This is a genomic window from Flavobacterium sp., assembly GCF_029945805.1.
Lineage (GTDB): Bacteria > Bacteroidota > Bacteroidia > Flavobacteriales > Flavobacteriaceae > Flavobacterium.
Genome location: NZ_JAQSDH010000029.1, coordinates 2905 through 27570 on the forward strand (window position 1 = coordinate 2905; position 24666 = coordinate 27570).

A 24666-nucleotide genomic window follows, 5' to 3' on the forward strand; every position below is an offset into this window, starting at 1 on the left:
CAATAGTACTTCAAGTTCACAATCTGTCACAGCATGTAATAGTTATACATGGTCTGCAAACAGTCAAACATATACAACAAGCGGAACCTATACTTTAACAAGTACCAATCCGGCGGGTTGTACTGACACTAAAACTTTGTTTTTAACAATAAACAATAGTACTTCAAGTTCACAATCTGTCACAGCATGTAATAGTTATACATGGTCTATCAACAATCAAACATATACAACAAGCGGAACCTATATTTCAACTAGCTCCAATACTGCAGGCTGTCTAGATACAAAGACATTAGTGTTAACTATCAATAACATTTCATCAGTAGCAACTCCAGCTCAAGGCGGAGGTACAGTTTGTAGTGGTTCAGGAAGTGGAACTTTAAGTTTAGCTGTAGGATATATTGGCTCAATTCAATGGATGTATTCTATTGATGGTGGAATTAATTATTTGCCAGCACCTAATAATTCAACGTCGGCAATAGGTTTAAGTTTTAGCACAAGTTCAGTAAATAGCACAGGATCGACTTATATAGTGACCAATATTTCATCGTCAGTCAAGTTTTTAGCGAGAGTAACAAACGGGCCATGTAGTTCGGCTTATAGTAATGTGTTGACATTCTTTATAGGTACACAAGCTATTGCGGGTACTATTACTGCGTCAACAACAGACTCATTATGTCCAGGAACAGGTACTTTATTAACATTATCAGATAATATTGGAACCGTTACATGGCAAAAAACACTTTATCCTGTAGTGTCATCATCAACATGGACCTCATTAGCTGGGGTTGGAAAGACAACTGCAACAGGTAATTTAACAGTCTCAACAGTATTTAGAGCTTCTGTTACAATCGGTTCTTGTTCTCAAATTGTATATACTACCTATGCGGTTTTAATTAAGCCAAAACCAGTGTCCAAAACTATTACAGCAAGTGCATCTACACCATCAGGAAGTGCAAAAGCACCATTATGTACAAGCTTTACTAGTAAGGTATTGACTATAGGAGCAGGTTCATCAGGAAGCATACAATGGCAAAGGTTTGTTTCAGCTGTATCCCTAACAACAACCCAATTAAATTCGGTTGCTTGGTCAAATATAACTAATGCTACAGGAATAAGTTATACCATAATTAGTCCACAAATCGGCTTTAACTACTTCAGAGCAAGATTTAGCGATGGTTGTGGAACAGTCGTTTATAATGCAGCATTAGTAGTAGTATTTAAAACATGTGTAACAAAATTAGACATTTCTTCATTACCATCAGTTTTTGAAGTAATTGTTGTTCCTAACCCTAGTACATATAATTTTAATTTAAGTGTAAATAGTTCAAGTGAAGAAAGAGTAAATATTTCAGTTTATGATATTACAGGAAGACTCATTGATAAAGCAGATATAAATCCTCGAGCAGTTTCAAATTTGCAACTTGGAGAAGCATATCCCAGTGGTGTATTCACTGTTATTGTTTCTCAACAGGATTATGGTAAGACAATAAGAATTGTAAAGAAGTAGGTATAAAATAAATAGTAGCGGAGAGTTTAAAGCTGTAAGAAGTAAATATTTAACTCAAATTAATTCAGAAGCTTAAATGATTATCTACAATGTAATGTAAAAATGTTGGATTAATACTTTTTTATATATCACATATTTTTTAAGGCAATATGTAATATTTAAAATTTTTATTTATCAATATCTAAAAATATTATTTATATTTGAAACTTTTCGTGCGCGAACACGAACAATCAAAATTTATAGAACATAAAATTTAAATGTATTAATGTAATAATATAGAAATGAGCAAAAAAGTGGTTACCCTTGGTGAAATTATGTTGCGTTTATCAACGCCGGATTTTAAAAGATTTGTTCAAGCCGATACATTCGATATTACTTACGGTGGTGGAGAAGCAAATGTGGCTGCTGCCTTATCCAATTATGGATTAAACGGAACTTTTGTTTCAAAAGTGCCAGATAATGCAATTGGACAGTCTGCAGTTAATCACTTAAGAAGATACGGTGTTGATACGCAATTTATTGTGCGAGGAGGAGATCGCTTGGGTATTTACTTTTTAGAAACGGGGGCATCCATGCGCGCTTCCCAAGTTATTTACGACAGGTCAGATGCATCAATTGCTAAATTAAATGCCAAAGAATTAGATTTTGATTTAATTTTTAAAGATGCTGATTGGTTTCATACTACAGGTATCACACCAGCATTAAGTACTGAAGCAGCGGAATTGACTTTAGCAGCTTTAAAAGCAGCAAAACAAAGAGGCATTACAACTAGTATTGATTTGAACTTCCGAAAAAAATTATGGACTAAAGAAAAAGCTCGTGAAGTAATGACAGAATTGTGTCAATTTGTTGATGTATGTATTGGAAACGAAGAAGATGCTGATTTATGCTTAGGTTTTAAAGCTGCTAATACAGATGTAACTAAAGGCGAATTAAACTTAGATGGCTTTAAAGATGTTTTTAAACAAATGAAGGCTAAGTTTGGATTTAAGTTTATAGCTTCTTCATTGCGCGAAAGCCATAGTGCTAGTGATAATGGCTGGAGTGCACTAGTTTATGATGGAACAGATTTTTATCATACAAAACAATATAATGTTAGAATTGTAGATAGAGTTGGTAGTGGAGACTCTTTTGCCAGTGGATTGATTTATGGTTTGGTAACAGGAATGCCAATGAATGAAGCAGCAGAGTTTGGGGTGGCTGCAAGTGCGATAAAGCATACTATTCCAGGAGATTTAAATCACGCTACGATTAATGATGTAAGAGAGTTGATGAAAGGTGATGGTAGTGGAAGAGTTCAACGTTAAAAAATGCACAATGATAATTGACAATATAGAAAATGCCCAAAATTATTTTAATTTACATCCTTCATTTAAAGATGCTTTTCAGTACATAGCTTCAAATGATTTTAGTACGATCAATGATGCCATAATAGAATTTCCGAATGAAATTAAAGCATTTATTACTACAGGACAAGGGAAATTAAAAGCAACAAGTTTAGAAAAATTTGAGTGTCATGATAAATACATTGATATTCAGTTTTGTGTTAGTGGAGTTGAAACTTTTGGTTGGAAACCTAGAGAAAAATGTTATTTACAAAAAGGAGCATATAATCCTGAAAAAGATGTGCGTTTTTTTAATGAACAACCGGATATGTTTTTTCAGTTAACCAATAATCAATTTGCGATTTTCTTTCCTAATGACGTTCATGCGCCCATGATTGGTGATTCAGAAATAAAGAAATTAGTAGTAAAAATAAAAATATAATTTAATGATGACTACCCAACAAGTAACGAATTCCATTAAGCAGCAAGGTATGCTCCCTTTGTATTTTAATGCTGATGAAAAAATCAGTATCGATGTTTTAAAAGCAATTTACAAAGCAGAAATTAAAGCTGTTGAATACACTAATCGTGGTGAATCTGCGTTCAATAATTTTAAAGCAATGATAAAATTGAGAAACGCCGAAATGCCTGGGTTGCTTATCGGAATAGGTACTATAAAAAATTTAGTGCAGGCCAAGGAATATATTCAAGCAGGTGCTGATTTTTTAGTAAGCCCAGGGTTTGTACATGAAATTGCAGAATATTCAGTTACTAATGATATATTTTATAGTCCAGGATGTATGACTCCGTCTGATATTATAGCGGCAGAAAATGCAGGTATCAAATTTATAAAGTTATTCCCTGGGAATATTCTTGGAATTGAATTTATGACAACTATCAAAGATGTTTTTCCAAATCTATTATTTATGCCAACTGGTGGAGTTGATACTACTAAAGAAAATATTGAAGCTTGGTTTAAAGCTGGAGTTTGCGCAGTTGGAATGGGTAGTAAATTAATCAGTAAAGTATTGATGGAACAAAAAGACTACCAAACTATTGAAGTTGTAACTTCATCAGTTTTGAGTTTGATTCAGTCAATTAAAAACAAAGAATAGTTTATGAATAATATGTTTAATTTAGATGGGAAGGTAGCATTAATTACTGGTGGTGCGGGAGTTTTAGGAGGTCAAATGGGTGAGGTTTTAGCTGCATTTGGCGTTAATGTAGGAATTATGGGTCTATCTATGTCCGAAGCAGACCTTGTTACCAATAAAATTGTTGCTAATGGCGGCAAAGCTTTTTCAGTGGTGGCTAATGTTTTAGATAAAGATTCTCTTGAAATATTAAGAGATGAGATTATAGAAAAATATGGTAAACTTGATATTTTAATCAATGCTGCTGGTGGAAATATGCCAGGTGCAACTATTGCTCCTGATAAAGCAATATATGACATGTTAACCGACGATTTGCAAAAGGTATTGAACCTTAATATTATAGGAACAATGTTGCCTTCCCAAGTTTTTTCGGAAATTTTTGCCAAACAAAAACAAGGTATTATCATAAACATTTCCTCTGCATCAGCAACTCGTCCTTTAACAAGAGTAGTCGGGTATTCCGCTTCAAAAGCAGCTGTAGATAATTTCACAAAGTGGATGGCCGTTGAAATGGCGTCTAAATTTGGAGAGGGAATTAGAGTAAATGCAATAGCTCCAGGTTTTTTTATTGGAGAGCAAAACAGAGCCTTATTGTTAAATCCAGATGGAAGTTTGACGCCCAGAGGAGAAAAAATATTGAGTCAAACACCAATGGGTCGTTTTGGTATACCTGAAGATTTAAGCGGGACTTTAATTTGGTTGTGTAGCGACGCTTCAAAATTTGTTACCGGGATAAGCGTAAATGTTGATGGTGGTTTTGGGGTTTCAAGTATATAACAAATAAATTAAAAAATATAAGTTAATGGAACAAACATGGAGATGGTTCGGTCCTAATGATTCAGTAAAATTGTCTGATGTTAAACAAGCTGGAGCAACCGGAATTGTTAATGCTTTGCACCACATTCCCAATGGGGAAGTTTGGGGAGTTGATGAAATAATGATCAGAAAAAATACAATTGAAGCTGCTGGATTATCCTGGTCAGTTGTTGAAAGTATACCAGTACATGAAGATATAAAAAAACAAACAGGTGATTATTTGCTTTTTATAGAAAACTATAAACAAAGCATTAAAAACTTAGCAGCTTGTGGGATTAGTATTGTTTGTTATAATTTTATGCCAGTTCTTGATTGGTCTAGAACTGATTTAGCTTATGAAATGACCGATGGATCTAAAGCCTTGCGTTATGATGTCAATGAATTTAGGGCTTTCGATTTATATATTCTAAAACGTCCTGGAGCGGAAAATGATTTCACTTCAAAACAGATTCAGGCAGCTAAAACTTGTTTCGATTCTTTATCAGATGAACAAAAAATAAAATTACAACAAAACATTTTAGCAGGCTTACCTGGTTCAGAAGAAACATATTCAGTGGGAGCTTTTTTAAAAGTACTGGAAGGATATAATGATATTGATCGTAAAAAATTAAAAGAAAATTTATTTTACTTTTTGAGAGAAATAATACCTGTAGCAGAAAGTGTAGGTGTAAAAATGGCCATGCATCCTGATGATCCACCTTATTCTATTTTAGGTTTACCAAGGATAGTAAGTACTGAACAAGATTTAAAGGAAATGTTAGAAGCAATTGACTCGCCATCTAACGGATTTACTATGTGCACTGGTTCATATGGTGTAATTGAAGAAAATGACCTTGCTGGAATGGTATATCGGCATGGTGAAAAAATGAACTTCATTCACTTAAGAAGTACAAAAAGAGATGCTGAAGGAAGTTTTTTTGAAGCTGACCATTTAACAGGTGATGTAGATATGTATGAAGTCATTAAAGCTATTTTAACGATTCAAAAGAAAACGAATAGGATAATTCCAATGCGACCAGATCACGGTCATCAAATGTTGGATGATTTAAATAAAAAAACAAACCCAGGATATTCGGCAATCGGAAGATTAAGAGGTTTGGCAGAATTAAGAGGATTAGAAATGGGAATTGAAAAAAGTCTATTTTAATAGGTACCATATGTCAAAAAAAACATTTTTAACCGATGATTTTTTGTTGCATAATGATGAAGCAAGGCAATTGTTCCATCACTACGCAAAAACACAACCAATAATAGACTATCATTGCCATTTATCTCCAAAAGATATTGCCGAAGATCGTCAATTTGAAAATATAACCCAAATTTGGATTTATGAAGATCATTACAAATGGAGGGCTATGAGAGCTAATGGTGTTGAAGAAAAATACATAACTGGTAACGCATCAGATTTTGAAAAATTCCAAAAATGGGCATATACTGTTCCTTTTACTTTGAGAAATCCTTTATATCATTGGACGCATTTAGAACTAAAAAATTATTTTGGAATTACTACTTTACTTAACTCAGAAACTGCAGAAGATATATATATTAAAACTTCATCTTTTCTTCAGCAGCCAGAATATAGTGTGAAAAATTTATTACGAAAAATGAATGTTCAAATGGTTGGAACTACAGATGATCCAACGGATGATTTGCGGTATCACAAACAAATTCAAGAACAAGATTTTGAAATTTTAGTATTACCAACTTTTAGAACAGATAAATCACTTAATATTGAAAATTTAGTAGAATTTAATAATTGGATAACTGCCTTAGAAAATTGTTGTGGGTCAAAAATTATAAGTTTCAATGATTTTATAAAATCGATACAATCACGTCATGATTTTTTTCACGGAATGGGTTGTAGAATTTCAGATCATGGGTTAAGTACATTTTATGCTGAGGATTTTAATGAAGATGAAATAGTTTTGATTTTTAATAAAGCAAGAAAAAATATAGAATTAACCATTCCTGAAATCAATAAATTCAAATCTGCAATGCTATTTAAATTAGCCATTATGGATAGTGAAAAATCATGGGTACAACAGTTTCATGTAGGTGCTATCAGAAATAATAATTCTAAAATGATGGAGACCATTGGTCCAGATAAAGGTTTTGATTCTATTGGTGACGAAAATTCGTCAAGTCAAATGTCAAGTTTTTTTGATAAATTAAATGTCTGTTCCTCTCTTACAAAAACGATTGTGTACAATTTAAATCCAAAAGATAACGAGATGTTTGCATCGATGATGGCAAATTTTAATGAAAGTCCAACTACAGGAAAAATGCAATATGGTGCTGCTTGGTGGTTTTTAGATCAAAAAGATGGCATTCAAAAACAATTAGATGTAATTTCTAATTTTGGATTATTATCCAATTTTATCGGAATGTTAACCGACTCAAGGAGTTTTATGTCTTTTCCTCGTCATGAATATTTTAGAAGAATTTTGTGTAATATTTTAGGAAAAGAAATGAGAAATGGTGAATTGCCAAATGATTTAGAATTAGTCGGAAATACAGTAAAAAATATATGTTACATGAATGCCTTAATTTATTTCAATCTGCCCATTCATGAATATAAAGTATAAGAATTATCGTTGGACAATTTGTGGCTTGCTTTTCTTTGCGACAACTGTCAATTATTTAGATAGGCAGGTGTTGAGTTTATTAGCTCCAAGATTATCTGAAGAATTTCATTGGTCAAATACTGACTATGCCAATATCACTGCAGTATTTCAATTTATATATGCCATCTCTATGCTTTTTGCGGGTAGAATCATAGATAAATTAGGAACAAAATGGGGCTATCTTTCTGCTATTTTCGTTTGGTCTTTAGGTGCGATAATGCACGCTTATTCTCTTGTAGTTGGAGAAGTTTTCTCGAACGTTTTGGCTTGGGTAGGAATTGGTGCGGTGCCAATTTCAATTGCAGGATTTATGATTTCAAGAGCAGTTCTTGGTTTCGGTGAGTCTGGTAATTTTCCTGCAGCGATTAAAGCTACAGCAGAATATTTCCCAAAGAAAGAGCGATCATTAGCTACAGGAATTTTCAACTCAGGTTCAAATGTAGGAGCAATATTAGCTCCTTTAACCGTTCCTTTGATAGCATTAAAATGGGGATGGGAAACCGCCTTTATTTTAGTGGGTGCAATTGGTTTTCTTTGGATGTTTTTTTGGTTTATTTTTTATGAAAAGCCAGAAAACCAAAAAAGATTGTCAAAAGAGGAATTTAAATATATAAATGATGATGAAATTTCAAAGGCAGACGTTCCATTCCAATCCAATAGTTCAAAAGTAGTCTGGTTAAAACTTTTAGGTTACAAACAAACTTGGGCTTTTGCAGCAGGTAAATTCTTGACTGATGGTATTTGGTGGTTCTTTTTATTCTGGTTGCCTAAATACCTTGAAGCTCAGTTTAATTTGAAAGGTGCAGATATCGTACTTCCTTTAGCAGTTTTATATAGCATGACTATGTTTGGAAGTATATTAGGAGGCTGGTTTCCAATGTATTTTATTAAAAAAGGATATAATTCCTATGATGCTAGATTGAAGGCTATGTTTATTATTGCACTTTTCCCTTTGGTTGTTTTGTTAGCACAGCCATTAGGACACATTAGCTATTGGATGCCTGTTTTACTTATTGGAATTGGAGCATCAGCTCATCAAGCATGGTCTGCTAATATTTTCACAACAGTTTCTGATATGTTTCCAAAAAAAGCAATTGCATCTGTAATTGGAATCGGAGGAATGGCGGGAGGAATCGGGGGTGTGTTGGTTACAAAATTAGGCGGGGGACTTTTCGATTATTATGCTGCACTAGGTCATATTCAGACTGGATATACAATTATGTTTGTAATTTGTGCTTTAGCTTATTTAGTGGCTTGGTTTTTTATAAAAAGTCTTGTGCCAAAATATAATCCCATAAATGACTTATAATATTAAATACATCTTAACTTTTTTAAATAATATATACTAGTAATGAAAAATATAATATACCTAATTTTTCTTTTATTCACAGCATTTTCGAATGCTCAAATTGGCAAAATAAAAATAACAGGCAAAGTTGTTGGTTCCAAAAATGAAATTTTAGTCGGAGTTTCAGTTAGCTCTGGGGCAAATAGTTCTAGCACCGATTTTGACGGTAATTACACAATTTATGTCACAGATACTAAATCTTCGATATCGTATAGTTATGTTGGTTTTCAAAAACAAACTATAGTTGTGGGTAATGCCACAAATATAGATATTTCCTTAGCTGAGGGAAAAAATGAATTAGAAGAAGTTATTGTAGTTGGATATGGTACGCAAAGAAAAAAAGATGTTACAGGAGCCATTTCTTCAGTAAACACAAAAGAAATGTTAACTGTTCCAACAACAAACGTAAATGAAATGCTTAGAGGGAGAGTAGCTGGAGTTAGTGTTACAGTAAATTCCTCTAGACCAGGCGGAAGTTCGTCGGTTTTAATTCGTGGTCAGCGATCGTTATCTGGTAGTAATTCCCCTCTTTATGTTGTTGATGGTTCACCCGTGAGTGATATTAATGATTTAAATGCCAATGATATAAAAAGCGTAGAAGTATTGAAGGATGCTTCTTCTCAGGCTATTTATGGGGCAAGAGCTTCTGCAGGTGTGATACTTGTTACTACCAAAAGAGGGACTTCTGGTAAAATGCAGATCGACTTGAGTACAAGCACTTCTATTCAAACATTAAAACAAAATTTTGAATTAATGAACGGAACAGATTGGACTCAAAAATTATTAGCACAAACAGGTGAATTTCGAACTGTCAGTGAATTAGAAAACTCTAGTGATCCAGTTGATCAAGCAATAATTTTAAATACAATTGGAGATAATTTTTTGATAAATAACTACCAGGCTGGTAAAACAACTAATTGGCTGAAAACCTTAATCAGGCCATCAGTTTTAAATAGTTCAAATATCAGTATTAGAGGAGGAAATGATAACACTAAAATTGCTACAAGTTTAAACTACTTTAATCAGGATGGTATGATTACTAAATCAAATTTTAAAAGACTTAATGGGAGAGTTAATATAGATCAAAAAATTTCTAGGACTTTAAAAATTGGAACCAATTTATCTTATACCAATTCAGTAACTAAAAGTGAAGATGGAACTAATAACTCAACCACTTCCAACAATATGTTCCAAAAAGCAATTACTTTATCACCTTATTCTTCACCTTATGATGAAAATGGTGATTTGGCGAGATTTGTTACAACGGACAATAAATATAATCCACTATGGAATAGTCGTGAATATACTAATGTTACAATGACAAATAGATTTTTAGCAAATTTGTTCGCCGAACTGGATATCGCTAAAGGGTTAAAATACAGATTTAATAGCAAGTATGACATTAAGAGTGAAGACCAGGAAAGTTATCAAACTAGTTTACATGAATTTGGGGCATCAACTCAAGGATGGGGCGAAATTAGTTTTAAAAAAAATACGGAATGGCTAACCGAAAACATACTAACTTATGATAAGGTAATTAATAGTAAAAATCGTTTTGATGTTACATTATTGCAAAGTGCTAACGTTATCAGAGATGAATCTTATTCCCAGAATGCGACAGGCTTTTTAAGTGATTTTTTTGGTGTAAACGGAATAAGTAATGCTACTACCCTAAATAAACCTGTTAGAAACATTAGTAACAGACAGCTGTTGTCCTACTTAGGAAGAATACGATACACTTTATTGGATAGATATATTTTTTCAGCTTCGCTAAGAAAAGATGGTTCGTCAGTTTTTGGCGAACAAAACAAATGGGGGTTATTTCCATCCTATTCATTTGCATGGCGAGTAAATGAAGAATCCTTTCTACGGAATATAGAGTCAATTACCAATCTTAAATTAAGATTTAGTTACGGAGTTGTAGGAAATCAAGGAATTAGCCCTTACCAATCTACTTCTACAGTAAATGAATATGATTTCTTATTTGGGGGTTCAAACACATATTCTGTTGGGCTTCTTTCAGAAAATTCATTGCCAAATCCTTTTTTAAAGTGGGAACAGACCACTTCTACTAATATTGGGTTAGATTTTGGTTTCATAAATGATAGAATAACTGGAAGTCTCGAATGGTATGATACCAGAACAACTGATTTATTAATTTATAAAAAACTACCTGCCAATTCGGGTTATAACAACCAGTTAACAAATATTGGTGAAGTACAGAATACTGGTTTAGAAGCAACAATTAATTCTACAATTATTAAAAATAAAAACTTCTCCTGGGGTGTTAACATAAATTATAGCCAAAATAAAAACAAATTATTACAAATTGACGGTCAAACGGATGCAAATGGAAATCCGTTAGACCAACCTAATAATGGTTGGTTTATCGGTCACAATATAGATTCTTATTTTCAATATATTTTTGACGGAATTTTTAATACTGATGAAGAAGTGGCAAATTCAGCACAAGCGAATACTGGAGCATTTCCAGGATCAATTCGTGTCAAGGATATTAATGGAGACGGAGTAATTACAATAGATGATAAAAAAATTATCGACGCAGCACCTAAATGGATTGGCTCTTTAAGTACTACTTTTAATTACAAAGGGATTGAGTTATTTTTAGATTTCTATACGGTACAAGGGGTTACTAAAAATAATTCATATTTATACGATTTTAATAATGGAGGATCTAATTTTGGCAGGAATAACGGTATAAAAGTGAACTATTGGACTCCAGGTGGATTAGGTCAAGAAGCACCTTTGCCAAATAGTGTGGCCGACACATATTTAAGGGCTCTAGGATTACAGGATGCATCTTATATTCGTTTAAGAACTGTTTCACTGGGTTATACTTTTCGAGATAATAATTGGTTATCCAGAAATGGTATTGCCAAGCTAAATATTTACACTTCAATTACGAATTTTTTCACTTGGTCCAAGTATAAATCTTTTGGACCAGAGACAAGCCCCTCTAGTTATCCTGAACCAAAAACTATTAATATGGGAATAAATGTTTCCTTATAATTATAAATTTTAAATTCTTTATTATGAAAATTAAATTATTCATTTCGTTAATTGTCGTTTTATTCATTGTTGGCTGTGCTGACTTTCTTAATGAAAAAAATGAAACTGATTTAAACACAGATTTTGTTTATAACACACCAGAAGGTATTGGACTAGCTGTTGTTGCTTTATACAGTAAAGAAAGAGATTTGTCAGGTTCTGGAAATTCTGAGAACAGCCTTGCGGCTTCAACGCTTTTAAGTGGTGATGATATTACTTTTACAAGGGCAGGTGAGAGTTCAGGAGAATGGCAAGGACCAGCATGGTATGAACCATCTAAACTGAATTCTGATAATGGTGATGTAGAAGGTTTTTGGAAATACAATTATAATATTATTGGTAAAGCCAATGAAATTATTTATTATGCATTAAAATTAGACCAATCTAATCCATTAGTAATTCAAGCTTTGAGTGAAACCTATTGTTTCAGAGCCCACGCTTATTTTAATTTACTTAGAAGATTTGATAATATTTATTTCACAACAACAGCAATTACTCCTTATAATGTTAATAGTCCTGTAAATTATCAAGTAGCAACTCAAGTTGAAGTTATGACACAAATTAAACAAGACTTAGACTTTGCAATAGAACATCTCGCATGGACAACACTGCAAAAAGGAAGGTTCACTAAAGGATTTGCTTGTCATGTAAAAGCTTTAGCAGATATGTGGCCTGTTAATGGTGAAAGTTCGTCAATGGATTTAGATGACGCTATTGTTCAAATTGAAAATATAAAAAATTCAGGAACTTATACATTAATGCCTGAACCTAAAGATGTATTCACTCCAATGTCCACCTCTGCAACGAGTGCTAAATTAAATAATTCAGAATCTATTTTTGTTCATCAATGGAGTAATGAAATTGGAGGTGCAGCCTTAAATTATCAAGGAACATTGTCTGGCCATAGATTTGCATCAGCAACATTAACAAGATATGATAGGTCAACAATACTAAACGGATCAACAGGAGCGTCACTCATTACTGATATGCTTCAAGGTGGTGTTTCTTGGGGGAGAGTTTATCCAAACGATTATTTATTAGGATTGTATGATAAAATAAATGACAAACGATATAATCAATATTACAAACATACTTTTACATTTAATAACATTCCAGTGGGAACCCCATTAGTTCGAAAATTAATAATCCAATCACATGATATAAAATACCTTTATATTAACGGTTTACCAAATCAAAATTTAGGATTACCTGCTAACATAGTTGCTCAATTGCAAACCTATTTGCCAAATTTCGCCTCTGTTGCAATCAATAAAACACTAAATTTTAGTTTTGTTAATGGTGACGTAGTACCTAAGTTTATGGTTTCGAGCGGCACAAACAATTTTGCTTATAGTCTACATTCTTGTTCTACTAAATACTTCGATAAATGGACAAGAGATGTTACTCAAAATCCTTCTTTTAAAGATATTATTATATACAGATATGCTGAAACATGTCTATTGGGTGCTGAAGCTTATCTTAGAAAAGGTAATTTGGGTGCAGCATTAGAATATTTTAACTTAGTATGGACACGTGCAGGTAATGCTCCCAAAACGGGAACTCTAACGTTACAAGATATACTTGATGAAGATGCTAGAGAATTTGGGCAAGAAAGTTATGGACATAGATGGTATGTGCTTAAAAGATTTGGTGCAATTACAATGGAAGCACAAATTAAATCACATTCAGGCTGTTATTATAATAGTAATATTAATAACTATGTATATAGTACTAATTTAGATTTTTACAGTTATTTAAATAGAATCAATTACAATCCACTTACATTTAAAACTGATATAATAGCAAATCAACAATCAGCGACAAATTATAGTATAGTCAGAAATAACTTTAATGTTTCGACACACACAAGATGGCCCATTCCAATTAGTCAAATAAACGCAATGGGCGGGAATTATCCGCAAAATCCCGGATACAATTAAAAAAAATAGTTTGTAATGAAAAATCTATTTGTAGCGATTTGCATTAGTTTTCAATTTATAAATGCTCAGCCACAAGCTAATTCAAATATTAAATTGAATGGTATGGTTGGAATTTATTATAAGTCTATTTTAACTGAAGCAAAACCATGGGTAAAAGGTAAGGATATGCCTTGGGCTGCATATGAAACTTGTATTGTTAAAAATTTAAACGGCTATAAATGTAAATCGAATAGTATTTCAATTTATGGGAGCGATGTTTCAAAAAAATATGAGGCAAAAGGGTTTTTTAGAGTTGAAAAACAAGGAAATCGTTGGTGGATTATTGATCCATTTGGCTATAGAAATATACAAGTGGCTATTAATTCACTCCGACCAGGAAAATCAGAAACTAATAAATTAGAATTTGACAATCAATTTAGAACTAAAGAAAATTGGATTATAAATACAATTGACTCTTTAGAAAAATTTGGATTTTCAGGTTCAGGTTCATGGAGCGAGGATGAATTAACAAGAGAATTTAATAAAACTGCTAAATTTCCATGGACGTATTCTCCCAATCTAAGCTTTATGAACGGTTATGGTAAAAAGCATGGAGGAACATATCAATTGGCAGGAAACACTGGATATCCAAATCAATGTATTTTTGTTTTTGATCCAGAATTTGAAGTTTTTTGTGATGAGAAAGCAAAAAATTTAGAAAAAAATGCCAATGACAAAAATCTATTTGGATATTTTTCTGATAACGAATTACCATTTGGAATTGATAATCTAGAAGGATATCTAAAATTAGATAATAAAGCAGATGCTGGTTATTTAGCGGCAACAAAATGGTTAGATCAAAAAGGAATTTCAACAGATAAAATCACTGATAAAATTAGAGAAGAATTTGCAGGATATGTTGCCGATAAATATTATTCAATAGTCTCTAAAGCTATAAAAAAATACGATCCTAACCACCTTTATCTTGGGAGTCGTTTACATGGTGAAGCTAAAAAGTCGGAATCAATAATTACTGCAGCCGGAAAATATTGTGATATTCTATCTATCAATTATTATGGCGATTGGTCACCAGATCCAGTGTTAATTGACTTATGGGATAAAAATGCTAAAAAGCCATTTATGATTACTGAATTCTATACAAAAGCAATGGATTCAGGATTGCCAAATACTTCTGGTGCTGGTTTTACCGTAAATACACAAACAGACAAAGGAAATGCCTACCAACATTTTTGCTTGAATTTATTAAATAGCAAGTCTTGTGTTGGGTGGCACTTTTTCAAGTACCAAGATAATGACCCAAAAGCAAAAGATGTTGATCCATCTAATACAGATGCAAATAAGGGTATAGTAAATAATGCATTTCAATTTTATCCTGCTTTAATGAAATTGATGAAAGAACTAAATGATAACAAATACGAACTTATTTCCTATTTAGAATCAGAATCATCTTTGGTAAAAAAGAAAGAACCACTAGACATTATTCTGGCAATTGGACAATCAAATATGTCAGGAAGAGGCGAAATTCCAACTGAAGATGCAGGCATTATGAATGATGTTTTTTTATTAAATAGAGATGGTAATTTTGAACCGGCTTCTCAACCGTTAAATAAATATTCAAATATTAGAAAAGAGTTAAAAATCCAAGGAGTAAGTCCTTCTTATAAGTGCATGTTAAATTTGCAAAAAACGTTAAAAAAACCTCTTGGATTGGTAATGAATCCTCAAGGTGGTTCTTCAATAAAATTATGGTTTAAACCAGGAAAGGTAAACTATGACGCAACAATTGAAAGAGCCAAAGAAGCTCAAAAACATGGAAAATTAAAAGCGATAATTTGGAATCAAGGTTCATCTGATAATAAAGATGCAAAAGCAGATAATTTTGAAACCTACAAAGCCAATTTAAAAGAAATGGTAGAAAATTTAAGAAAAGATTTAAACGAACCAAATTTACCATTTATTGTTGGTGAACTATCAGAAAGAGCTGATTTTATAGATTTTAATACAATAGTAGTTAGAAAAATTAAAGATTATATTTCAAATAGTGATTTCGTAACTGCTGAAGGGACCAAGTTACTTGAAGATAATATCCATTTTGATGCTATGAGTGCTAATATGTTAGGCGAAAGATATGCTCTTAAAGTGTTAGAATTTTTGCAAAAGAAAAAATAAACAATAACCTTTTAAAAAAATAATTTCAATTGAAAATTCTATTAAAAATAGTTTTTTTATTACTCTGTAATTATATGCACGGTACAATTACTTTGCCTTTGCTTTTTTCAGATAATATGGTATTACAACAAAATTCTAAAGTGAATTTTTGGGGAAAATCTTCACCAAATGAAAAAATAGTGATAACCGTTGACTGGCAAAATAATTCGTTCACTACAAAAGCTGATAATCTTGGATCGTGGAAAATTGAAATCACAACAGATAAGGCAAGTTTTAAAGAGCATACCATTTCAATTAAAGGAAATAACGAAATAATATTAAAAAATGTTTTGCTTGGCGAAGTTTGGTTTTCTTCAGGACAATCCAATATGGAATTAGTAATGCGGAAAGTAAAAGAATCTGACAAAGAAATTAGCGAATCTATTTATCCAAATATTCGATTGTTTAATGTTAAGAAGAAAAAAGCAGATGAACCCCAAAGTGAAATTTCAGAAGGATCAAAATGGTTGCCATGTTCTCCCGAAAGTGTAAAAGAATTTTCTGCAATGAGCTACTATTTTGCTAGAAAAATGCAAAAAGAACTTTCTGTTCCTATTGGTATTATTACAGCAAATTGGGGTGGAACAGGTGCGGAATGTTGGACACCTTCAGAAAATATGAAAGAAAATCCTGTTTTAAAAAATATATACAAACGTTGGGGTCAATGGGAAATAGACAAAGTTAAAGATAGCATTGCATTTGTCGAAACAAAAAACCAAAATCCTAAAGCAGAAGAGCCTCGTTCTATTTACATGACTAAACGTCAACATCGACGACCATCTGTTTTGTATAACGCTATGATTGCGCCATTAATGCCCTATACTATCAAAGGGGTTATTTGGTATCAAGGAACTTCAAATCGTGAATGGGCGAATGAATATTTGGAACAGATGAAAGCTTTAATTTATGGATGGAGAAAAAATTGGAAAATTGGAGATTTTCCATTCTATTTTTTGCAACTAACAGCCTATAAATATAGCGATAGTAATTTGGCAGCAATTATTCGAGAAAATCAATTAAAAACATTAGAGGTTCCTTATACAGCTATGTGTCCTACTATGGATATTGGCGATTTAAACGAATTACATGTTAACTATAAATTACCGTATGGTGTTAGGTTGGCCAATATAGCTTTAGCCAATTCTTATAAAAAGAAAATTGATTTTTGTGGTCCTTTATTTCAACAATATAAAGTTAAAGGTGGTAAAGTTGAAATTACTTTTTTGTTCAATAAGAAATTGCATTATAATGGAGACAAACTAAATGATATATATATCGCTGGAAATGACAAAAAATTTGTAAAAGCAACTGCATTTATAGATAATAATAAATTGATTGTTTTTTCTACAGAAGTAAAAGAACCAGTTGCAGTTCGCTATGCCTGGAATAATACTGGGGAAGCTAATCTTTTTAACTATTCTAATTTGCCAGCTTCCCCATTCAGAACTGATGTATGGGAAAATATTATTATTGAATAAGTGCAATGATGAAAAAAATCCTAAATTATATTTTTTTTGGTTGGGCTTTACTTTTTAATATTGTTACAAGTAGTACTTTGTATTCGCAAAATTATAAGCAGGAAATTTCCATAAATTATACAATTAATGAGTCCTGGGAATTCTCGCAAATTGACTCAAAAGAAAACTACAAAAATAATTTAGATACTACTACATGGACCGAAGTTTCAATGCCTCACACTTGGAATGCTAAAGATGCCATTGACGATGTTCTTGGTTTTTTTCAAGGTCCATGTTGGTATCGTAAAGAATTATTAATTGGTGATGAAGCTTCAAAAAAAAATGTTGTACTTCATTTCGACGGTGCTAATCAAGTTACAGAACTTTATGTTAACGAAACTTATGTGGGGAAACATATTGGTGGGTACTCTGCTTTCGAATTCGATATAACGCCATTAATTCTTATTAATAAAAAAAACATTATTGCCATTAGAGTTGATAATTCTATAAATCCTTCAATACCACCGTTATCCGCAGATTATACTTTTTTTGGTGGAATTTACAGAGGAATTTCATTATTAATTTCCAATTTGAGTAATGTTTCTAACCCAGAATTTGCTTCGTCAGGAGTTTTAATTTCAACACCTAAAGTTTCAGATAAAGAAACTTTGGTAGAAGTAAAAACTACAATTAACAATTTTTCAACTAAAAAGGGAAAATATAAACTACAACACGAATTAATAACACCAGAAGGAGTTGTGATTTCTGTTGTATCAAAATTTTTTATAGTTGAAACTAATACAAAAATTTCAATTACTACCAATCCGTTTCAGGTTGAAAATCCAAAATTATGGTCTCCCGATAATCCTTTTTTGTATCGTATAAGAACTACTTTGATAGAAATAAAAACGAATACAATTCTTGATAAAAAAGACACTTCATTTGGAGTTCGTTGGTTTGAATTTACAGCGGATAAAGGTTTTTTTCTAAATGGAAAACCTCTCAAATTAATTGGAACTAACAGACATCAGTGTTACCAAGATATTGGCAATGCATTGCCTGACGAAATTCATGTTAGAGATGTCGAATTAATTAAAAATATGGGAGGAAACTTTTTGAGAGTTTCCCATTATCCACAAGATCCCTTGGTTCTTAATCTTTGCGATAAATTAGGAATTTTAACTATGGTAGAAATTCCTATTGTAAATGCCATTACCGAATCAGAGGATTTTTTAAATAATTCAATGTTAATGATTAATGAAATGGTATTTCAAAATTATAATCACCCTTCTATAGTTTGTTGGGGTTATATGAATGAAGTGTTGTTAAGATTACCATTTAAAGATAATCCTGAAAGGAATAAAGTTTATTGCGCAGAAGTAAAACGACAAGCAAATGTTATTGAAAAGCTATTGAGAGACATAGATCCTAATCGCTATACAATTATTCCATGTCACGGCGCATATAATTTATATAAAGAAGCTGGATTATTAGACATTCCCAAAATAATTGGTTGGAATTTATACCAAGGGTGGTACAGTCCAAAGCTAGAAGGATTTGATGAATTTATTGATATTTTTCACAAAGAGTGCCCAAAAAAACCTGTGTTTATTGCAGAATATGGAGCAGATGTAGATGAAAAATTACACTCTTTGGAACCTGAACGCTTTGACTATACTGTTGAATATGGTTCTGTTTATCAAGAATATTATTTAAAATCTATAATGAAGAGAGACTTTATTTCGGGAGCAACATTATGGAATTTAAATGATTTTCATTCAGAATATAGAGGAGCAGCAGTTCCTCATATTAATAAAAAAGGGATAGTTAGCCAAACAAGAGAATTAAAAGATACTTATTTACTTTATCAAGCAAATTTTTTAAAAACTCCGTTTATTGCTTTTGGTTCAAAGTCTTGGACAATTCGAGCAGGTGTTTCTAATGATACTTTACTCAAACAACCCATCACTATTTATACCAATTTACCGAAAATAACTTTGGTTTTTGATGGAAAAGAATTAGGAGAATTTAGTGCAGTTGATAATATTGTAAGAGCAGAAGTTTATTGTAAATCAGGTGAAAATACGCTACACGCATTTGACAAAAATAACAATCAGACGGAAGATTTTTATAGTTTCAACTGTCATATTGTCCCAAAGTACTTTACTAATAATGACTTTACTGATTTAAATGTAATGTTAGGATCAAAACGATATTTTGAAGATAAGGATGCCGCCCTTTGTTGGATTCCAGAAAAAGAATATACCGAAGGAAGTTGGGGTTATGTAGGCGGTGAAACTTTAAGAGTCAAAACTAAAAATGGCTCAATTCCAGCATCCGATTTAAATATTTTAAATACAGAGAATGATCCTATTTTTCAGACGCAAAGAATTGGAATTAATGAATTTAAAGCTGATTTAACCAACGCAACCTATTATGTATATTTATATTTCGCACATCTTTTTCCAGTAAAAGAAAAACAAACTTTAGCAAATAATTTGGATACTATTAAAGTGGATCAAGCTGTGCAAGATTTTGTTTTTGATATTTCAATCAACGGACAATTATGGATAAAAGATTTTGATGTTCTAAAACAAATCGGAAGTGAACGAGCAGTAATTAAAAAAGTAATAGTAACAATTACTAATGGTAAAGGGCTGAGCATTGGCTTTCCTACCAAATTGGGAAATAAATCATTTTTAAACGCAATACGAATTGAGAAAATAAATTAAATATACTATGGAAGTAAATCAATCTTTATCAGTTGTACAACAAAAAGTAGCACTTTTTTGCGCTTGTTTTATCGGCTTTTCTTTTTCAGCAAATTATACCAATCATGCGCCACTTAAAGAATGGCTAATGGATAGTTTTAATACTCCAGAAGCACCTTTTACAAAAGCTATGTTTGGTTTTTTAACTACTGCTATTTTTTTAACGCATGCTTTTATGCAAATTCCCGCTGGACATTTAGCTGACAAATTTGGACCAAAAAAAGTTTTGTTTTTTGCTCTTTCAATTGTATTTCTTGGAAATTTAGGAATGTCCTTTTCCAATAGTTATGATGAATTATTGCTTTGGAAATTTCTAATCGGTTTTGGAACTGGTTCTAGTTTTGTTTCTGGCGCCCGATATATTTACCAATCTACTTCAACTGAAAAATTAGCCTTGTATCAAGGATATTATGGTGCTAGTGTTTTGCTAGGTTCTGGCTTTGTAATTTTTGCAGTACCTCAAATTGCCAATTTATTTAATGGTTGGTCAGCAGCATTTATTTCTACTGCGTTTATTGCTTTCTTAGCATTTATCGTGGTTTTATTTATTGCGCCAACCCCATTTGTAAAACAACACCCGCACAGTTCTTTGCTAAAAATGCTTTCCAATAGTCAGTTGTATTTGTTAGGAATTATTCAAATGGCCTCTTTTGGATTGGTCATTGTAATTGGATCGTGGATAACAGAAATGCTCAAAGAAAATTTTGAATTTTCAAATAAATTAGTAATACCTTTTGTTGCCTCACTAATCTTGCTTCTGGGAATATTTTCAAGACCATTGGGGGGTAAATTAGTATTAAAAATTGGGGTTAGAAAACTTATAATTTTTAGCTTACTATTAAATGCCACGGCTTGTTTTATACTTTCTTATTTCAGCAAAATATTAGTATTAGATATAATTGCAATTCTATTACTAGGCATAGGTTGTGGATTGCCTTATGCAGGATTGTTTAATAGAGCTGCCGCAATGTTTCCTGGCAGAGCTGGAGCAGCCATGGGATTAGTGAATATGTTAGGTATAATTTTTATTTTGATTGGCGCTCCATTAGTAGGTAAAATTGCTGATTTCAGCGGAAGTTTTTCAGCTGCTTTCGTAACTTTAGGTTGTTTTGCTTTTGTAGCAAGTTTAATTTCACTAAAAATTAATAACGAATATTAAGTAATTTAAAATTTTGATAAATGAATTTAATTAATCTATTTGATTTATCCTTAAAAGGCAGAAAAGATAAAGCAGCTCTTGAATTTAAAGGTAAAAATTTCACTTTTGGCGATATTGATTGCCGCAGCAATCAGATGGCCAATTTTTTTGTAAGCCAGGGATTGGTAACTGGTGACCGTATCTGTGTATATGTAGAAAATTGTGTGGAAATGATCGATTTGTTTTTGGCATCTGCAAAAACAGGTGTAATCTTTATACCAATAAATATTTTATACAAAGAAAGAGAAGTGTCCCATATTATTTCAGATGCTGAACCTAAAATAGTTATTAGTGATGGCGAATTACCAGGTGGTTTTGAATCTATAAAATTATCAGATTTAATTGCAAAAGTAAGAACTTTGAATACTGATTTTGTTCCAGTTGTAACTAATGGTGACACTCCAGCATCTTTGGTTTATACAAGTGGTACAACGGGTTTGTCTAAAGGCGCAATCTTAACTCATAATAATTTTATTTCTAACGGAATTAATTTGGTTACTTGTTGGCAAATTATCGAAAATGACCGGTTTTTGTTGGCGCTACCATTATTCCATGTACATGCTTTAGCAAATGGTATCCATTGCTGGTTAATTAGCGGTTGTACTATGAAATTGCTTGCTCGATTTGAACATCAAAAAGCTGAAAATGAGTTTTTAACTTTTCGCCCATCCTTATTTTTTGGTGTGCCAACGATGTATATTCGAATGCTTGATTTAGCATCTGATTCAGCTCAAAAAATTGGAAAATTCATGCGTTTGTTTGTATGTGGTTCAGCACCCTTATCATCGCAAACCATGACCGATTTCAAGAAAAAATTTGGACACGATATTTTAGAACGATATGGCATGACTGAAACCTTAATGAATATTAGCAATCCATATATTGGTGAAAGAAGACCTGGGACTATTGGTTTTTCCTTACCTGGAATCTCAGTAAAAATTATGTTGCCAAATGGAAATCTGGCTTCAATTGATGAAGAAGGTGAAGTTTATATTAAGGGTCCAAATGTATTTTCAGGATATTGGAAAAGAGAACAAGCAACAATCGATTCTTTTGTAAAAGGATATTTCAAAACAGGCGATATGGGAATATGTTCTGACGATGGTTATATAACTCTAAAAGGTCGTAAAAGCGATTTAATCATTAGCGGTGGTTTCAATATTTATCCTAGAGAAATTGAAGAATTTCTGACAGAACAAACTGGAGTTGTTGAAGCAGCTGTCGTTGGAATTCCACATGAAACAAGAGGTGAAATGCCAGTTGCGTATATTGTTGCAAATGAAAACTATAACGCTGAATTACTAGAAGAAAGTTGTAAAAAAACATTTGCTTCATTTAAAATACCAAGAAATTTTATAGTAGTTGATTCTCTTCCTAGAACTGCTTTAGGCAAAGTTCAAAAACATTTATTGCCTAAATCCTAAACTTAACCTCTAAATTAATATAAAGTGATACTTCAGTATGGTCAAGATGGTTTTGACAATAAGTGGATAGAATTTTTAAAACATGACCCAGTACATCCGTTAATCCCTTTTGAAAAAAAAATTACAGGAAACAGAACAGTTTTTGTTTTTACAGATAACAACATACCGCAATTTATGGTTTGTGCAAGAATTGGAAATAAGTTAACGCATAACATGGAAGATGTATTGTCTGATGATGGTTATTCTAGTAAATTTGATGTGACATATGCCATTTTTTATTCTATTTTCAGGGTGCCAGAGGCTACATTGAAAGGAGCTGGTAAAATAACTATAAAGGAAATTCTAGTAATATGCAAAAGTAGAGGGGTCAATAGGTTTTTTACACTAAGTCCAATCCCTTCATTGACACAATTTTTTAAAAAAATTCCTAATGAATCTCAAATCAGAGCTCATTTAGAATCCTTTGATGGTCCTGTTTCAAAATTTCATTTAAGTAATGGTGCAAAAATTCAAAGCATCAATTATAATGCCGACTCAAGTGATATTCGATTAAATGAAAGTTGGGGGATTATGGTAAATTATGACTACAATTTTATTTAATCAGCCATTAATATAATCATTGTACCAATAAAAAAGTGTTTTTTTTGGTATTGAAAAATTATTAACTTTTTCAACATTTTTAACTCTCCCGGAAAGTTAAACTACAGTCGTAAATTATAGTAGATGCAAAATTAAACTTTCAAAAAAAGATAATTCTTGTTTTGAAAAAAAATCTAAGTCACACTTTCATACTAGTGAATATTAAATTACTTTAGAGGTAATCTTTTTCAGGATTAATGTCGAATTAAATTTTCAAGGAAACTTATAATTTGGTTTGAAAATAAGTCTATAGAGTTCACACAATGGGACAACTCTAATTTTTTAGATTTGTCCCATTTTTTATACCTCCGTAAGTCCTATTTATACTGGTAATTTTGTTTAAAATTGGGTTTACATCCGCGGTTCGAACTTTTTTATTTTCAAAATGGATTTTATTTGGAAATATCGAACCAATTAGCATTCGTTTTCCTTCTATATCCGCCTCAGTGTATTGTTTTTCAATGACATCTAATTTATTAAGTCCTTTTTGATATAGTTGAATAACATCTTTTTTATCAATAGTGTCATTCTCTTTGTCTTTTAGTTCCAAGTAGATATTCTCATATCGCGTTTTAGTAATTTGATAATCATTTTTATCAATCTCACCGTCCACAAACATATCTTGAAGACGTTCTATTTTTTGTTCTATTTTATCTACTTGTTCAAAATGTTTTGGCCCAAGCTGTTTTGATTCAGTTTGTTTGGCGAGTTGTTCTTTGACAATTTCCTCAAATAGAATCTTGACTTGTCCTTTCAGAGTAATACTCTTAAGATAATCGTTTAGCCATATATTTACATCATCAAGCTGATATCGTCCATTACAAGGGCTAATACAATGATAATACGAATAATATTTCGAACGGCCTTTGGAAGTGCTGGCTGTTAAAGGATTATTACATACCGGACATAATAAAAAACCTTTTAATGGAAAGTTTTCATTTAATTTTTTATGATTTGTATGGTGCTTTTTTCTTCTGTTATTTAAAACATCTTGTACTTTGTCAAATAAAGATTTAGTAATAATAGGTTCGTGCAATCCATTTACATAACATTCCTTTTCATCTTTGTAAGCTTTGATAAAAATAGCTCCATAATAGACAGGATTTCTTAAAAGCGCTGCAAAAGGAGTTCTGGATATGCAAATAAAAATTACAGTTTAAGTTAAGCGACATTTTTGTAAATGTTG

At 32.0% G+C, this 24666-nt stretch carries 17 protein-coding genes; 16 read left to right on the top strand and 1 reads right to left on the bottom strand.

The window, feature by feature from the left end; all coding sequences use genetic code 11:
- The 16 genes from PSU83_RS07025 to PSU83_RS07100 form a co-directional block, all read left to right on the top strand.
- Window positions 1–1507: T9SS type A sorting domain-containing protein (locus PSU83_RS07025; protein ID WP_300588303.1), on the top strand; the 1507-nt coding region annotated here is incomplete at its 5' end.
- 281 nt (window positions 1508–1788) lie between these two features.
- On the top strand, window positions 1789–2814 hold the full coding sequence (locus tag PSU83_RS07030) for a sugar kinase (RefSeq protein WP_300588304.1): 1026 nt from the start codon (window positions 1789–1791) through the stop codon (window positions 2812–2814).
- A gap of 10 nt (window positions 2815–2824) precedes the next feature.
- Entirely contained in the window at window positions 2825–3274 is a 450-nt protein-coding gene (locus PSU83_RS07035) for a YhcH/YjgK/YiaL family protein (protein WP_300588306.1), read from the top strand.
- 4 nt (window positions 3275–3278) lie between these two features.
- Window positions 3279–3947 (top strand): bifunctional 4-hydroxy-2-oxoglutarate aldolase/2-dehydro-3-deoxy-phosphogluconate aldolase, encoded by a 669-nt coding sequence (locus PSU83_RS07040; protein ID WP_300588308.1) that lies wholly within the window; start codon window positions 3279–3281, stop codon window positions 3945–3947.
- A 3-nt stretch (window positions 3948–3950) separates the two neighbouring features.
- Window positions 3951–4763 carry an SDR family oxidoreductase gene (locus PSU83_RS07045; protein ID WP_300588310.1) on the top strand — a complete coding sequence of 271 codons (813 nt, stop codon included), beginning with the start codon at window positions 3951–3953 and terminating at the stop codon, window positions 4761–4763.
- Between the two features lie 25 nt (window positions 4764–4788).
- Window positions 4789–5949, top strand: a complete 1161-nt coding sequence (uxuA, locus tag PSU83_RS07050; protein WP_300588312.1) for a mannonate dehydratase — start codon at window positions 4789–4791, stop codon at window positions 5947–5949.
- 10 nt (window positions 5950–5959) lie between these two features.
- Window positions 5960–7387 carry a glucuronate isomerase gene (uxaC, locus tag PSU83_RS07055; RefSeq protein ID WP_300588314.1) on the top strand — a complete coding sequence of 476 codons (1428 nt, stop codon included), beginning with the start codon at window positions 5960–5962 and terminating at the stop codon, window positions 7385–7387.
- Window positions 7371–8735: an MFS transporter gene (locus tag PSU83_RS07060; protein ID WP_300588316.1), complete on the top strand. Its 1365-nt coding sequence runs from the start codon at window positions 7371–7373 to the stop codon at window positions 8733–8735. Before uxaC ends, PSU83_RS07060 begins: the two co-directional genes overlap by 17 nt.
- A 42-nt stretch (window positions 8736–8777) precedes the next feature.
- On the top strand, window positions 8778–11804 hold the full coding sequence (locus tag PSU83_RS07065; protein WP_300588318.1) for a TonB-dependent receptor: 3027 nt from the start codon (window positions 8778–8780) through the stop codon (window positions 11802–11804).
- A gap of 23 nt (window positions 11805–11827) precedes the next feature.
- Window positions 11828–13783: a RagB/SusD family nutrient uptake outer membrane protein gene (locus tag PSU83_RS07070; RefSeq protein ID WP_300588321.1), complete on the top strand. Its 1956-nt coding sequence runs from the start codon at window positions 11828–11830 to the stop codon at window positions 13781–13783.
- A 15-nt stretch (window positions 13784–13798) separates the two neighbouring features.
- Window positions 13799–15952: a sialate O-acetylesterase gene (locus tag PSU83_RS07075; RefSeq protein ID WP_300588323.1), complete on the top strand. Its 2154-nt coding sequence runs from the start codon at window positions 13799–13801 to the stop codon at window positions 15950–15952.
- A 74-nt stretch (window positions 15953–16026) separates the two neighbouring features.
- Window positions 16027–17469 carry a sialate O-acetylesterase gene (locus PSU83_RS07080; protein WP_300588325.1) on the top strand — a complete coding sequence of 481 codons (1443 nt, stop codon included), beginning with the start codon at window positions 16027–16029 and terminating at the stop codon, window positions 17467–17469.
- 8 nt (window positions 17470–17477) lie between these two features.
- The gene (locus tag PSU83_RS07085; RefSeq protein ID WP_300588327.1) at window positions 17478–20180 is read left to right on the top strand and encodes a glycoside hydrolase family 2 TIM barrel-domain containing protein; all 2703 of its coding nucleotides are present in this window, start codon (window positions 17478–17480) and stop codon (window positions 20178–20180) included.
- 7 nt (window positions 20181–20187) lie between these two features.
- Window positions 20188–21378, top strand: coding sequence for an MFS transporter (locus PSU83_RS07090; RefSeq protein WP_300588329.1), 1191 nt, complete (start codon window positions 20188–20190; stop codon window positions 21376–21378).
- Between the two features lie 20 nt (window positions 21379–21398).
- Entirely contained in the window at window positions 21399–22841 is a 1443-nt protein-coding gene (locus PSU83_RS07095) for an AMP-binding protein (protein ID WP_300588331.1), read from the top strand.
- 24 nt (window positions 22842–22865) lie between these two features.
- On the top strand, window positions 22866–23441 hold the full coding sequence (locus PSU83_RS07100) for a malonyl-CoA decarboxylase family protein (protein ID WP_300588333.1): 576 nt from the start codon (window positions 22866–22868) through the stop codon (window positions 23439–23441).
- A gap of 313 nt (window positions 23442–23754) precedes the next feature.
- Here the strand turns inward: PSU83_RS07100 and PSU83_RS07105 are convergent, their stop codons facing one another.
- Window positions 23755–24630: a recombinase family protein gene (locus tag PSU83_RS07105; protein WP_363319875.1), complete on the bottom strand. Its 876-nt coding sequence runs from the start codon at window positions 24628–24630 to the stop codon at window positions 23755–23757.
- Between the last annotated feature and the right edge of the window lie 36 nt (window positions 24631–24666).

Excerpts from the sequence above, each read along its gene's own strand:
- PSU83_RS07095 (WP_300588331.1), top strand. The coding sequence starts at position 21,399 with ATGAATTTAATTAATCTATTTGATTTATCCTTAAAAGGCAGAAAAGAT.
- PSU83_RS07085 (WP_300588327.1), top strand. The coding sequence starts at position 17,478 with ATGAAAAAAATCCTAAATTATATTTTTTTTGGTTGGGCTTTACTTTTT.
- uxaC (WP_300588314.1), top strand. The coding sequence starts at position 5,960 with ATGTCAAAAAAAACATTTTTAACCGATGATTTTTTGTTGCATAATGAT.
- PSU83_RS07045 (WP_300588310.1), top strand. The coding sequence starts at position 3,951 with ATGAATAATATGTTTAATTTAGATGGGAAGGTAGCATTAATTACTGGT.
- PSU83_RS07060 (WP_300588316.1), top strand. The coding sequence starts at position 7,371 with ATGAATATAAAGTATAAGAATTATCGTTGGACAATTTGTGGCTTGCTT.
- PSU83_RS07090 (WP_300588329.1), top strand. The coding sequence starts at position 20,188 with ATGGAAGTAAATCAATCTTTATCAGTTGTACAACAAAAAGTAGCACTT.
- PSU83_RS07070 (WP_300588321.1), top strand. The coding sequence starts at position 11,828 with ATGAAAATTAAATTATTCATTTCGTTAATTGTCGTTTTATTCATTGTT.
- PSU83_RS07065 (WP_300588318.1), top strand. The coding sequence starts at position 8,778 with ATGAAAAATATAATATACCTAATTTTTCTTTTATTCACAGCATTTTCG.
- PSU83_RS07040 (WP_300588308.1), top strand. The coding sequence starts at position 3,279 with ATGATGACTACCCAACAAGTAACGAATTCCATTAAGCAGCAAGGTATG.
- PSU83_RS07080 (WP_300588325.1), top strand. The coding sequence starts at position 16,027 with ATGCACGGTACAATTACTTTGCCTTTGCTTTTTTCAGATAATATGGTA.
- PSU83_RS07035 (WP_300588306.1), top strand. The coding sequence starts at position 2,825 with ATGATAATTGACAATATAGAAAATGCCCAAAATTATTTTAATTTACAT.
- PSU83_RS07075 (WP_300588323.1), top strand. The coding sequence starts at position 13,799 with ATGAAAAATCTATTTGTAGCGATTTGCATTAGTTTTCAATTTATAAAT.
- uxuA (WP_300588312.1), top strand. The coding sequence starts at position 4,789 with ATGGAACAAACATGGAGATGGTTCGGTCCTAATGATTCAGTAAAATTG.
- PSU83_RS07030 (WP_300588304.1), top strand. The coding sequence starts at position 1,789 with ATGAGCAAAAAAGTGGTTACCCTTGGTGAAATTATGTTGCGTTTATCA.